9 protein-coding genes are annotated in these 12783 nt (G+C 76.9%); 4 read left to right on the forward strand and 5 right to left on the reverse strand.

Features of this window, described 5'->3' with window-relative positions:
* Window positions 1–26 precede the first annotated feature (26 nt).
* Both EKG83_RS32800 and EKG83_RS32810 read right to left on the reverse strand, forming a co-directional pair.
* Window positions 27–713, reverse strand: a complete 687-nt coding sequence (locus EKG83_RS32800) for a TetR/AcrR family transcriptional regulator (RefSeq protein ID WP_153278606.1) — start codon at window positions 711–713, stop codon at window positions 27–29.
* Window positions 714–1014: 301 nt separating this feature from the next.
* A complete protein-coding gene (locus EKG83_RS32810; protein WP_051766872.1) occupies window positions 1015–1674 on the reverse strand; it encodes a TetR/AcrR family transcriptional regulator in 660 nt (219 codons plus the stop codon).
* Window positions 1675–1831: 157 nt separating this feature from the next.
* On the opposite strand from EKG83_RS32810, the gene EKG83_RS32815 reads away from it, so the two are divergent.
* The 4 genes from EKG83_RS32815 to EKG83_RS47195 all read left to right on the forward strand — a co-directional run bounded on the left by EKG83_RS32815 (window position 1832) and on the right by EKG83_RS47195 (window position 7169).
* Window positions 1832–2590 (forward strand): SGNH/GDSL hydrolase family protein, encoded by a 759-nt coding sequence (locus EKG83_RS32815; RefSeq protein ID WP_153278607.1) that lies wholly within the window; start codon window positions 1832–1834, stop codon window positions 2588–2590.
* Window positions 2591–3149: 559 nt separating this feature from the next.
* The gene (locus EKG83_RS32820) at window positions 3150–4802 is read left to right on the forward strand and encodes a hypothetical protein (protein WP_033435053.1); all 1653 of its coding nucleotides are present in this window, start codon (window positions 3150–3152) and stop codon (window positions 4800–4802) included.
* Between the two features lie 61 nt (window positions 4803–4863).
* A complete protein-coding gene (locus EKG83_RS47190; RefSeq protein WP_033435052.1) occupies window positions 4864–6120 on the forward strand; it encodes a hypothetical protein in 1257 nt (418 codons plus the stop codon).
* Window positions 6117–7169 carry a transporter substrate-binding domain-containing protein gene (locus EKG83_RS47195; RefSeq protein ID WP_033435051.1) on the forward strand — a complete coding sequence of 351 codons (1053 nt, stop codon included), beginning with the start codon at window positions 6117–6119 and terminating at the stop codon, window positions 7167–7169. The genes EKG83_RS47190 and EKG83_RS47195 overlap by 4 nt, the downstream gene beginning before the upstream one ends.
* 33 nt (window positions 7170–7202) lie before the next feature.
* Here EKG83_RS47195 and EKG83_RS32830 read toward each other — a convergent pair whose 3' ends face one another.
* The 3 genes from EKG83_RS32830 to EKG83_RS32840 are packed head-to-tail and all read right to left on the reverse strand — an operon-like array spanning window position 7203 to window position 12604.
* Window positions 7203–8726, reverse strand: a complete 1524-nt coding sequence (locus tag EKG83_RS32830) for a VWA domain-containing protein (RefSeq protein WP_051766871.1) — start codon at window positions 8724–8726, stop codon at window positions 7203–7205.
* Window positions 8727–8747: 21 nt separating this feature from the next.
* Complete coding sequence (locus EKG83_RS32835) at window positions 8748–11087, reverse strand: serine/threonine-protein kinase (protein ID WP_084717091.1); 2340 nt, start codon at window positions 11085–11087, stop codon at window positions 8748–8750.
* A complete protein-coding gene (locus EKG83_RS32840) occupies window positions 11084–12604 on the reverse strand; it encodes a S1 family peptidase (protein WP_170191954.1) in 1521 nt (506 codons plus the stop codon). Before EKG83_RS32840 ends, EKG83_RS32835 begins: the two co-directional genes overlap by 4 nt.
* Window positions 12605–12783 lie beyond the last annotated feature (179 nt).

The following is a 12783-nucleotide window of genomic DNA, read 5'->3' on the forward strand; positions in this document are numbered from 1 at the left end:
TCGGGGTGTGACGATCCGTCGCGAGGCTACTCCCCCGCGGGGGTCCGGGCGCGACCCGAGACCGGCGCCAGCCAGAGGCCGGTGATCGCGTCGACCAGCCCGGTGGCCGCGTCGTCCCAGGTGGGCCGGACCGGGGCGATCCCCTCGGCGAGGGCGCGCTCGCGCTCGGCGCAGACGTGCACCACGAGGTCGCGGACCATGTCGCCGCGCTCGGCCCGCACGTCGTCGGGCAGGTCGGGCAGGCACCGGCGCAGCCCGTCGAGCACCCGGCGCAGCGACGGCGTGGCCAGCGCCTCCTCGACCATGACCGCGCGGAACCCCGGGTCGGTCATGACCTGCGCGGCGAACCGGGCGAACCACGTCGGGTCGCCCAGCGCGGCCAGGTGGGCGGTGAAGGGGCGCACCAGGCAGTCGACCCAGCCCCGGACGTCCCCGGCCCCCTCGACCGCGGTCACCGCCTCCAGCCGCAGCGGCTCGATGCGCTCGGTGTGCCGGCGCACGATCGCCCGGACCAGGTCGGCCTTGGTGCCGAAGTGGTAGCCGACCGCGGCGTTGTTGCCCTGACCGGCGGCCGTGCTGATCTGGCGGTTGGACACCGCGTACAGGCCCCGCTCGGCGAACAGCCGCTCCGCGGTGTCCAGGATCTGCCGGCGCGTGGTGCCCACCTGCTCCGCCCTGGGGCTCCTGCCGGTCCCGGTCACCACGGGTGACACCGTACCCGGACCCGCGCGGTCCCGGTGGGCGCCGTGCCACCGGGACCACCGCGCCGTTGACACGGCGTTGGCGCGGACGCCCGTACCGCCCGCCGCTGACCGAGCGGCGCAAGGCCGAGACGCGGCCGGAGATCGCCCGCGAGGCCGTGCGGCTGTTCGCCGCGGGCATCGAGGCGGTGGCCGGGGTGCTGCGCGCCGGCCGGCCCGCACCGAACCGGCGCTGCGCGCGGTGTGGCCGCGGGCGCACGACAGCGCCGAGCCGGCGTTCGCCGCGCTGCGGGCGGCCGTGGAGCACTACGCACTACGCCTGGCACACCGCGCCCGAGGCCCGGCCGGAGGGGGACGAGGCCGGGCTGGTCGACGCGGCGCGGGAGGCGTTGCCGATCGCCGCGGGGGACGTCTCGCCGCTGCCCTCCTGACCGCGGCGGTTGAACAGGCCGTCCAGCAGCACGGGGATCGCGCGCCGGGCCGCGTCCGGCGTCGGCGCGGACTCGACCGCGGCCTGGAGCATGGTCAGCACCACCGCCACGTCGTCCAACTCGACGTGGCACCTGAGGTGCCCCGCCGCCCGGGCCAGGGCGAACGGCCCGCGCAGCGCGTCGAGCAGCCGGCGCAGCCAGTCCCGCCGGTCGGCGGCCGGCAGGCGGCGGAGCTCCTCGACCGTCGGCCGCATCGTCACCTGCTCGACCATCACCGCCCGCAGCAGCGCGTGGAACGCGCCGGGGTCGCCGGCGCCGCGCTTGGCGGCCCGGCGCAGCACGTCCAACCGCTCCTCGGTCACCGCGAGCAGCAGGCTGCGGCGGTCGGGGAAGTGCCGGTAGACGGTGGCCTGCCCGAGGCCGGTCAGGTGGGCGATGCGCGGCGCGGAGGGCACCCGCAGGCCGTGGACCACGGAGCTGCCCACCACCTTCATGATGGCGGCCCGGTTCCGCCGGGCGTCGCTGCGGCGCGGAGCGGTCATGTCGGCACCCCGGCAACCGATCGACGTTACTCGCAGGTAATGAGAGTAGCACCGCCTGTGATCCCTCGGTACCCGTTCGTAACTTCGGCGGACCGGAAGCCTTTCCGCGAGGCGATTCGAGGAAGGACTGGACGTGCGCAAACGTCTTCTCAGGGTCGTGTGTGCAGCGTTGCCCGCCGCCCTGGCGGTCGCGCTCACCGCTCCCGCCGCGCAGGCCGCGGCACCCGTGGACTACGTCGCCCTCGGCGACTCGTACTCCTCCGGCACCGGGGCACCGCCGTACAACAGCGGTGGCTGCTACCGCAGTTCGAGGGGGTACGCCCAGCTGTGGGCCGACACCCACGCCGTGTCCTCCTTCAAGTACGCCGCCTGCGGCGGCGCCACCACCGACAGCATGACCGACCAGTTCGCCTCGCTCGACGCGGGCACCGACCTGGTCACCATCACCATCGGCGGCAACGACGTCGGGTTCGCCAGTACGATGATCACCTGCGTCACCGGCAGCGACAGCAGTTGCACCGGGGCGGTCGACGCCGGCGTCGAGAAGGCCCGCACCGTCCTGCCCGCCAAGCTCGACGCCACCTACGCCACCATCCGCACCCGCGCGCCGAACGCGACCGTCGTGGTCCTCGGCTACCCGCGCCTGGTCGAGCCCAACGGCACCTGCATGAACGCCACCAAGCGCGCCGCCCTCAACCGCGGCGCCGACGACCTGCACGCGGTGATCTCCGCCCGCGCCGCGGCCGCCGGCGTCCGCTACGTCGACGCCCGGACCCACTTCGCGGGCCACGGCGCGTGCGGCTCGTCACCGTGGATCAACCAGTTCTCCCTGCTGCGGCTGGTGGAGTCCTTCCACCCCAACGCGACCGGCTACCGGTCGGGGTACCTGGCGCTGCTCAACGGGGTCACCGGGTGATTCCGGCGGGCCGGGGCCAGGGCCGGGGCCGCGGCGCGTGCTCGTGAACGGGTGACATCCGGTCGGCACCCCCCGGCTTCCGCGTCGGATGACGCGGAAGCCGGGCGCGGCGAGTGGTGCACAGCGACGTGAGAGCAGCCCCGCGCACGATCTGCACCACCGCCCTCGAAGCCGCCAGCGCCTCCCCCCAAAGTCCTGGTGCGCGAACTGCGCAGGCACAACCGCGACAACCCGGTGTTCCGGATGCCGGAGGCGAAACCGCTGGAAGACGCCCCGGCGCACTCGTCCGGGGTGCTCGCGCTGATCGTGTCCCCGCCCCTGTACGACGAGGACGACGGCGGGGAGTTCGAGATCTTCGTCGCGACAGCTCCCCTGGAAGTGGTCGGCACCGTGCGGAACTCCTCCGGCCTCCGCTACGACGCGGAGCGGTTGGCGGAACTCCGGGTGGCGGTCGCGGACCGGGTCCGGGTCGAGGTGGACCCCGACCTCACCCGCCGACCCCCGAGCCGGCGGCCCGCCGCCTTGACAGCACCTGATCACGGCTGTTCCGCTCGGAGCCGTGACCTCCCGAGATCCCGACCCCGAAGAGGTCTACCGGCACGCCCTCCGACTGGACGAGCGGACCCGGACGGTGACCGACCGCTTCGGGTGGAGCGCGCTGCTGGTCGGCGACCGCTCACTGGCCGGCCGCGGGCTCCCGGAGCGGTACCGCGCGGACCTGCGCGCCCGCGCGGGCGACCGGGTGCGGTTCGCGTTCTCCTGCCCCGACGGGGGCCTGCCGTTCGCGCGACGGCTGGGCGTCGACGAGCACGTGCCGTGCCTGGTGGTGCTCACCGACGTCGAGGACACCGGCGCGCACGTGCTGCCGATCGCCGACCGCACGGCCGACGACGTCCACCGCCTGCTCCGCTCCTGGGTCGACGACCACCACGAGGCGAACCGGGAGCGGCTGGAGCGGTGGACCGGCGTGGAGCGGGAGCTGCACCGGCTGCTCGGCTCGCTGTCCGGTTCACTGCGCGCGGTGCGCGACTGGTCCGCGGAGCAGCGCGCGGGGCGACGGCGACTGCGCCGGTTGGCCGAGCTCGTCCGGGAACCGCCGCACGACCTCGCCGCGCTGGACGTGCTCCTCGCCGACCCCCTCCTGGGGCCGCTGGCCGACGCGCTGTCGACGTGCCGGGCGCGCGTGGCCGAGTCGGACGGCGTCCTGGCCGCCCGGCGGCGGGTCGTCGACGCCGCCGGCAGGCTGGCCGGCGCCGACGCCCCGAGCACCGTGCGGCAGGTCCTCGCGGACCTGGTCGCGGACACCGCCGCGCGCCGCGCGCTCAGCGCCGAGACCCTGTCCGCGGCGCGCTCCGCGTTCACCGGCGACGACGACCCCGAGGACTTCCGGCGGTGGCGCGAGGGGAACAGGCCGCTGTTCGCGATGCCGGTGTTCACCGCCGCCCGCCAGTCGTGGCGGTGGATCGCGGAGCAGGGGCGCGAACCGGGTGAGACGCCGCGGCGGCACGGGCAGCGGGACTTCGCCGCGTTCACCCGGGCCCTGGCGGCGCAGCCGCTCGCGGACCCCGGCGCGGCCGCCGACGCGGTGCTCGACGCGCTGGCCGCCCACCACGACGTCACCGACGACGCCGAGTGGGCCGGGGCCACGGCCGGGTTCCACGCCTACCTGGTCGACGCGATCAGCCGGCTGCGCTCGTCCGCGCCGCCGGGGTTCGCGCTGGTCGGCCACTGCCTGCCGGGCTTCCCGCCGCCGGTGCGGCCGCTCGACGAGCGGGAACGCGGGCTGCGGGACGGGTTGGCGCGGCTGCTGGAGCGGGACGCCGGTGCGGCCGGCGAGGCGGAGGAGGAGCGCCGGGCCGCGCTGGCGGCGGTGCCCGCGGTGGCCGAGGAGTTCCGCGTGGACCTGGCGGCCCGGTCGGCGACCGCGACCCCGCCCGAGCCGACCGGCCGGGCGGAGCTGACGGCCCTGGAGGAACTGGCCGGGGTGCTCGACGAGTACGACGACGCGGTGCGCTCCGCCGCGCACCCGCACGTGGCCGATCCCTCGGTGATCCCCGTGGAGGGGCGGGTGAGCGCGTGCGAGGCGGCGGGCGTGCGCGGTGGGCGGTTGGCGGTCGACGTGCTCCGCGAGGAGGTCGCCCGGACGGTCGAGGAGTACCGCCGGGTCGTGGCGCGGTTCCATTCCACATCACCTCGAAACGTTGTCCCGTAACGAAATCCTCGTGGCGCGCGACAAACGGCGGTTGGCACGCGTGCTTCCCGGGGAGGTGGGGGTGCGGGTCGTTCGGCGGTGGGCGGGCGCCGTGGTGCGGCGGACCGAGCACGCGTTCCTGGCGTTCGCCGCCCTGATCGCCGTGCTGGGCGCGTGCACCGGCGCGTCGGGGTGGGCCGCGCTGGACCACCGGCAGGACCGGGTGGCCGACGCGGCGGACCGGCGGGCGGAGCTGACCGCGAAGGCGCTGGACGTGTACCGCGCCATGGCCGACGCCGACGCCCACTCGCTCAACGCGGTGCTGGTCGACGCCGAGCGGAGCACCCCGCTGCGGACGCGCTTCCTGGAGGACGTCTCCGCCGCGACGGAGGCGCTGCACCTCGCCTCGGCCCGGAGCGCGGACACCGGGGACAGGACCGCCGAGCAGGTCCGGGAGCTGGCCGGGCTGCTGCCGCCCTACACCCAGCTGGTGGTGGTCGGGTGGACGGAGAGCGACGCGGGGCACCCGGTCGGCACCTCGTACCTGTCCAACGCCTCGTCCATGGTGCGCACCGAGATCCTGCCCAGGGCCAAGCGGCTGCACGACGAGCAGAGCGAGGCGGTGGTGCAGGCGCTGCGGGACGCGGGCGCGGTGCCGTGGCCGCCGCTGGTCACCGGGGTGGCGATGCTCGTCGCGCTGGTCGCGGCGCAGCGGTTCGTCACGCGCCGGACGCGGCGGCGGGTCAACCCCGGCCTGGTGCTGGCCACCGCGCTGACCTCCGCCGCGCTGCTGGGCGCGGGCGCCGTCGTCGGCGTCGTGGCCGCGCGCGGCGACGTCGGCGAGCGCGAGCTGGCGGTCGTCGGGTCGCTGGCCGAGGTGCGCAACCGCGGCCGGAACGCGGACGAGGCCGAGGCCCGCATCCTGATCTTCCCCAAGGCGGGCGACGTGCGCGCGCTGGCGGAGATGTTCACCGACATGGAGGAGCGGGTCGTGGCGGCAGGCGGCGACGAGGTCGCCCTCGGGGCGCTGCGGGCGTGGCGCGCGCACGACCAGCCCCTGCTGGCCACGGCGCGGGGCGACGCGAAGCCGCCGGGGTTCACCGAGCTGGCGCGGATGATCACCGCCCCGGCGCCCGGCGGCGAGCAGACCCTCGGCCAGCAGCTCGACGCCCGGCTGACCGAGCTGGTCGAGCGGCACCGGGCGGTGGCGACCGACTCGACCGGGTCGGCCAAGGCGACCCTGGCGAACTGGGACGCGGCCGTGGCGGCGCTCATCGCCGCCGCGGTCGTGTCGGCCCTGCTCGGCCTCGGCGTCCGGATTCGGGAGTACTACACGTGATCAGGATCGCAGCCCTCGTCGCCGCACTCGCCTGCCTGGCCGCGTGCGCCGCCCCCGCCGCCCCGGGCGGCACCCCCACCGCGTCGAGCACGGCGAACCCCGCGCTGCCGCCGGGGTACGACGAGCACCCGCAGCGCACTCCCCCGTGCTCGACCACCTCGGCCGACAGCCCCGACCCCGCCGCCGGCCCGCTGGGCCCCGACGGGCGGCCCGACGGCCCCGCCGTCCGCCGCGTCCGCGAGCGGGGGCTGCGGGTCGGGGTGAGCCAGACCGGGCAGTTCCGCAGCAAGCGGGACCTGGTCACCGGCGAGCTGTTCGGCCTGGAGATCGACCTGGCCAAGCGGATCGCGGCCGCCCTGGGGGTGCCGGCGGGCGACGAGGGCCTGCGCCTGGTCAGCCTGCCCACCGGCGGGCGCCTGTACTCGCTCGACACCGCGGCGAACCGCGAGGCCAGGGCCGACACCGCGCTGGCCGACGTCCCCGAGGTCGACCTGGTGATCGCCGGGGTGAGCGCGACCCCCTGCCGGGTGGAGAAGTACGGCCTGCTGTTCTCCGAGCCCTACGGGCAGACCCACAGCGGCCTGCTCGTCCGCGCCGGCCTGACGGGGGTGGCCGGGCCGGACGACCTGGGTGGGAAGAAGGTGTGCTCGGGCGTGTCGACCACGAACAGCGACGAGGTGATCGACGAGCGGGACCGGCAGCTGGCGCAGCGGAAGCGGCCGCTCGTCGCGGTGGCGGTCAACGACACCGGCGACTGCCTGATGCTGCTGCAGCGGGGGTTCGTCGACGCCGTCTACTCCGACGTGCTGGTCCTGCACGGCTACCGGTACCAGGACCCGGGCACGGTGCTGCTGGACTACCACGGCCCGGTGACGACCCGGATGGCCATCGCGGCGAGCGGCGAGCAGGAGGACCTGGTCCGGTTCGTCAACGCCGTGCTCCACGACATGCGCGCGGACGGCAGCCTGCAACGGGCGAACGAGGAGTGGTTCGCGGGGCTGCCGGAGCACCACCGGCTGCCGCTGCCCGACGACCCGCACCAGCGCTGACGCACCCGGCACGGCGCGGGGGGCGGGCACGCCTCACGCCGGGAGCGGACCGCCGCACCCGCCGCAGTACGCGGAACCGGTCGGCCACCGCAGCGCGCACCTCGGGCAGGCCACGCCGGGGCCGGTCGCTCCCGGGCCGGTCGCCCCGAGACCGGTCGCCCCGAGACCGACCACGTCAGGGCCGATCACCCCGCCCGACCGCGCCGCAGCCGGCCCTGTGACCGACCCTGCGACCGACTCCGACCAGGTGCCGGACAGCGTCGACCCCACGGCGACGGACAGCAGGTCCTCGGTGGCGAGGCCGTCCCTGACCCGGACCACGCCGTCCTCCGGCCCGCCGACCACCTCGACCAGGCGCAGCAGCCGGGCCAGCACCCTGTGGTTGCCCAGCCGGGTCGCCAGCGCGACCGCGCGGCCCCAGGCCGCCTCGGTACCGCCCCGGTCGCCCCGGCCGTGCGCCTCGCCGCCCGCCAGCACCGCCCGGCGCAGCTCGGCCTGCCCGCGGTAGTGCGCGATCCTCGCGTCGGTGCGACTGGAGAGCTCCGGGTCGTCGGTGCGGTGCGCCACCACCGACCGCGCGACGCCCGCCGCGGTGAACCCGGTGGCGCCCGCCGGGCGCACCGCCAGGTCGACGCGCGCGACGCGGACCTCGCCGTCGCGCGGCAGGGCGGCGGGGTCGACCGAGAGCCGCAGGTGGTACTCGCGGCTCTCCGCGCCCCAGGAGCCGGTGGTGAACGCGGTGGTCCGCTCGTCGACGGGCTCGCCGCGCAGGTCGGCCTCGGAGGGGTGGATCTGCCGCAGGAAGTCCAGGCGGCTCGCGGCCGTCGTCCGGACCAGCACGCGCAGCTCCGGCACCAGCTTGCCCATGGCGGCCCGGGTCATGGCGGTGAAGTCCGCGACCAGGTCGGCGGGCGCGCGGACGGCGTCGGCCGTGCCGTGCAGCGCCTCGGCGACGCGCAGCAGCTCGGTGGGCAGCCAGTCCGCGCCGATGCCGCGCGCGTCGCAGGTGAACTCCGGGCCGAACTCCGCCAGCACCGCGTCCAGCTCGGCCGCGGGCCGGCTGTTCCGCCCGTCGGTGAGCAGGATGACGTGCCGCACCGCGGTGGGGTGGTCGCGCAGCAGCCGCCCCGCCAGGGCCAGCCAGGACCCGATGTCCGTGCCACCCGCGGCGGCCAGGCGGTCCACCGCGTCCGCCGCGGCCCGCCGGGTGCGCGGGCCGGCCACGGCCAGGCCCCGCTCGGGGAACACCTGGCGGGCCCGCTCCGTCCCCTCGACCACGGCGAACAGCGCGCCGTCGCGCAACGCGCCGACAGCGGCCTTGGTGGCCCGCCGGGCCGCGCGCATCTTGGTGTCCGGTTTGGACATCGAACCCGAGCAGTCGACCAGGATCACCTGCGCCACCTCGGGTTCGGCGCCGGGGGCCACCCGACCGCGCGCCGTCACCACGAGCGCGGCGTGCACCTCCCGGTCCGCCGGCGACAGGTACGGGTTCTGGCTGACCAGCAGGTCGAAGTCGGTCCGGTGCGCCACGCTCTCCACGGTGTCCCTGGTCTCCACGGTCTCCGGCCTCCGGGGCGGTCAGCGGAAGGTGAACGGGCGGTGCCGGTTGGCCAGGTCCACCAGGTCGGAGCGCCTGCCCCGGTCGGAGGTCTGCCGCGCGAGCGCGCGGTAGTCGGCCTCCAGCAGCACGCGCAGGCCGTCCCCCGCCCGGCTCGCCGCGTCGGCGGGCGGCAGCAGGCCGAACCTGGCCTCGTGCACCAGGGTCTCCAGGCGGGTGCGCGACTCCCCGGTCGGCTCGCCGCCGTCGAGGTGGAGCGAGGTCAGCCGGTCGGCGGCCTCGTCCAGGTCCGCCCCGCTCGGGCGGGCGCCGTCCGGCAGCCTGCCGACGAGCACCCGCACCGCGGCGACCCGGGCCGCGTCGTGGTGCCGCGAGACCTCGGGCACCTCATCCAGCAGCGCGACCGCGCCCGCCCGGTCACCCCGCGCCAGGTGCGCCCGGACCAGCCCGAACACGGCGCTGCCCACCGAGCGGTCCCGCCGCCACACCGCCAGGTGCCAGGGCTCCGCCGCCCCCGGGTCGTCGAGGTGCTCGGCGCAGCAGGCCAGCGCCAGCTCCGGCGCGATCTCGCCGGGCAGCGCGCCGCGCACGTCCGCGAAGTGCCGCCGCGCGGCCGCGCAGTCCGCCGCGGCGAGCCGCAGCAGGCCCTCGTGCCACCACAGCCGCCAGTCCGCGGGCCCGGCCAGCCCGCGGGCCCTGGCCAGCCCCGCCGCCGCGGCCGCGGGGTCGCCTGCCGCCAGCCCGGCGCGGACGCGGGCGAACGCCGCCTCGGCGGTGTCCAGGCCCGCCTCCGCGAGCTGGACGAGCAGCCGCCGCGCGTCCTCGGTGGCCGTGGCGAGCACGCCGGCGGCCGGGTCGTCGGGGAACGGGCGGGGCGTCGGCAGCCCGGTCGCCACCGCGAGGGGCGTCGGCGTCCCGACGTCGAGCGGCAGTTCGGCCGGCGGGACGCCCGCGGGCCCGCGGGTCCACCGGGTCAGCGGCGGCACCGCGCCCAGCCCGGCGTCCAGCAGCACGGCGCTGTCCGCGAACACCTCCGACGGCTCCGGCCGCGGCCGGCCGTCGCGCAGGGACGCGATCTCCCGGCGCACCCCGCGCAGCTGCCGCGCCATGTCCGCGGCCCCGGCGAACCTGCGCTCGGGGTCGGGGTGCCTGGCCCGCGCGCAGACCAGCTCGAACGACGCGATGCCCACCGCGATCCGCCGCTGCTCGCGCCGGTGCTCCTCGGCGGGCACGTGCCGACCGGTGTGGTCCGCGGTCGCCCGGTACAGCCGGTGCAGGGTCTCCCCCGCGGTGTGGACGTCGGAGGCCACGGTCAGCCCGCGGGCGGAGATCTCCGCCACCGACACCTGGTAGCGCCGGGTGATCACCATGGGCCTGGTGGTGTCGCCCGCGGGCCGCGCGCCGCCGAGGTCGATCAGCTTGATCCGGGTGTCGGGATCGCTGCGGTCGGCCGGCCGGAGCATCACGTTGTCCGGCTTGAGGTCGCAGTACAGCACGTCCCGCTCGTGCAGGTGCGCCAGCGCGGCCAGGACCTGGAGCCCGCAGGTGATCACGTGCTCGGTCCGCAGCGGTTCGCCGAACCGGCTGCCGCCCTCCCGCGCCTCGGCGGCCACCACGCTGAGCGGCAGGCCCGGCACGTACTCCATCACGATGTACTCGCGCACCTCGCCGGTGTGCGCGTCCGGGTGCCGGACGAAGTTGTAGACCCCGACGATGTTCGGGTGGTCCAGCTGGGTGAGCGCCCACAGCTCGAACGCGGTCAGCGCGGCGTCGGAGGCGTCGATCAGGCCCTTGAGGACGCAGTAGCGGTCGTTGAGCCGGCCGTCCCTGGCCAGGTAGACCCAGCCCAGGCCGCCGTGCGCGATCGGACCGCACACCCGGTACCGCTGCTCGACCACGTCACCCGGCGCGAGGCTCGGCCGGAAGGAGAACGGCGTGCCGCAGGACAGGCAGTGGCCGGACTCCTGGGCGGGGAGCCTCGTCCGGTCGGCGCACCGCTCGTTGGCGCACGTCCGCGCGCGGTCCGGCACGCGGGGGTCGGCGAGCACGAGGCTCTCCGGGTCCGGGAAGTCGAAGTCGGGCAGCGGGAAGGGGTCGTCGCCCGCGCCCCGCCGCCGCGCCGGGCCCGCGGCGGGTGGTGATGCCGCGGCGGGTGGTGACGCCGCCCCAGGCCGCGCCGAAGAGGACCGCGCCGCTCCCGCCGGTGCCGCACCGGAACCCGCGGGCGCAGCCCCGGACCGCCCGGCAGACGACGACCCGGCGGGCGACGACCCGGTGGACAGCGGCGGGAGGTCGCAGGTGTCGCAGTACCCGGTCTCGTCGATCGAACCGGCGCACCCCGCTCTGGCACACGCGGTCATCGGTCCTCCTCCCCCTCGCGACCTCGCTCCGCCTCACGCGCCGACCGCACCGCGTCCCGGTACGCGGTGACCGCGGCGTGCACCGCACGGGGGTCCACGGGATCGGCCCCCAGCGCCGCCACGGCCCGCCGGTACGGCTCGGCGAGCCCCAGGTCCTCCTCCAACCCGGCGTCGTTGGCCATCGCCCGCGACGCCTCCAGCAACCCGCGGTCGTCCTCCACCGCCCGCTCCCGGCGCGCCCGCCGCTCGGCCCGCTCCACACCGCCCTCGAACTCGTCCAGCCACCGGGCGGCGAGCACCGGGTCCCGCTCGGCCGCCTGGCGCAGCACCAGGAGCCGCAGTTGCAGGTCCGTGCCGTCGGGCAGCGCGTCGACGCGCCGGGCGAGCGCCGCCAGCCGCGTCCCGACGACCCCGGCGACCAGCGCGGCGGCCGCGGACGCCCCCGCCGAGCCCTCCCGCCGGAACCCCAGCACGATCCGGCCGCCACCGCCGAGGACCACCCGGGTCACGTCGTCCACCAGCGCGACGGGCTCCTCCGCCTCGTCGACGCCGTCCAGCACGACCGTCACGGGCGGCGCGTCGGCGCGCAGCCGCTCGCTCGGCCGCTCCACCTCCGAGGTGGGCAGCCCCGCGCGGTCCACGATGCGCCGCGCCACCTCCTCCACGCCGCGCCCACGCACGTCGAGTGCCAGGTCGACGCCACCCCCGCGGTCGGCCGCCGCCACCGCCTGCCGCACCGCGGCCAGTTCCTCCCCCAGCGCCACCAGCACGGCCGCGCCGCGACCGCGGTGGCGCAGCCAGTCCAGCACCCACCCCACGTCACCCGCCGGAGCCGCGGCGACGTCGGTGAAGAGGGGGTCGATGCCGGTGTCGCCGACGACCCGGCCGGCCAGGACCGGCAGGTGCGCGGCGATCGCGTCCACCGGGATCATCCAGGACAGGGCCGCCTCGCCCGCGCCGTACCGGGCGACCACGAGGCCCAGCACGTCGCCGGTCGCGTCGTCGGTGACGCCCGCCCCGCTGTAGCCCACGCGCACCTGCTGCTCGGTCGCGGAGCGCAGGTTCATCTGCAACCACTCGGCCCCGGAGTGCCCGAACAGCGTCAGCCTGGTCCACACGCCGTGGTCCAGCCCCTGCGGGAAGCCCTGCGCGTGCACCGGCCGGTCGCGGGTGACCGCCATGCGCCGCAGCACGGCCACGTGCTCCTCGGGCCGCGGCGCGTCCAGCCGGAGCAGCGCGACGTCCCCGGACGGGCCGTCCGCCTCGGGTACGCACATCCCGTCGACCAGCCGGGCCCGGCAGCTCGGCGAGCCGGGGACCTCCACCGCGTCGACGACGGGGTCCTCCACCCCGGCCACCACGTGCGCGCAGGTCAGCACGTGCTCGGGACCCACCAGGACCCCCGCGCCCAGCACCGGCCCGTCCCACCCCCGCCGGACGCGCACCCGCCACCTCTCGCGCGCCGCGGGGGCGTGCGGGCCGGCGGGCACCTGCCGCGACCCCGATCCGCTCGTCACCCGGGCACCTCCACCCCGCCTCGGCGCACACCCGACGATCGCGATGGAAGTGGAAAACGTTGCGCCGTGCCGCAAAAACCCGCGAAGTACAGGCATTCGGACGCACCCGGATTCCGCGCGGGGTGGAAAGCGGCGCCGCCCGACCACGTCCCGCCACACCCGCGAGCACGTGCCGCCCC

The sequence above is a fragment of the Saccharothrix syringae genome (genome assembly GCF_009498035.1).
GTDB lineage: Bacteria > Actinomycetota > Actinomycetes > Mycobacteriales > Pseudonocardiaceae > Actinosynnema > Actinosynnema syringae.

What these genes read in the sequence shown, in the direction of transcription:
- EKG83_RS32810 (WP_051766872.1), bottom strand. Translation starts at nt 1,674, where the DNA reads ATGACCGCTCCGCGCCGCAGCGACGCCCGGCGGAACCGGGCCGCCATC.
- EKG83_RS32835 (WP_084717091.1), bottom strand. Translation starts at nt 11,087, where the DNA reads ATGACCGCGTGTGCCAGAGCGGGGTGCGCCGGTTCGATCGACGAGACC.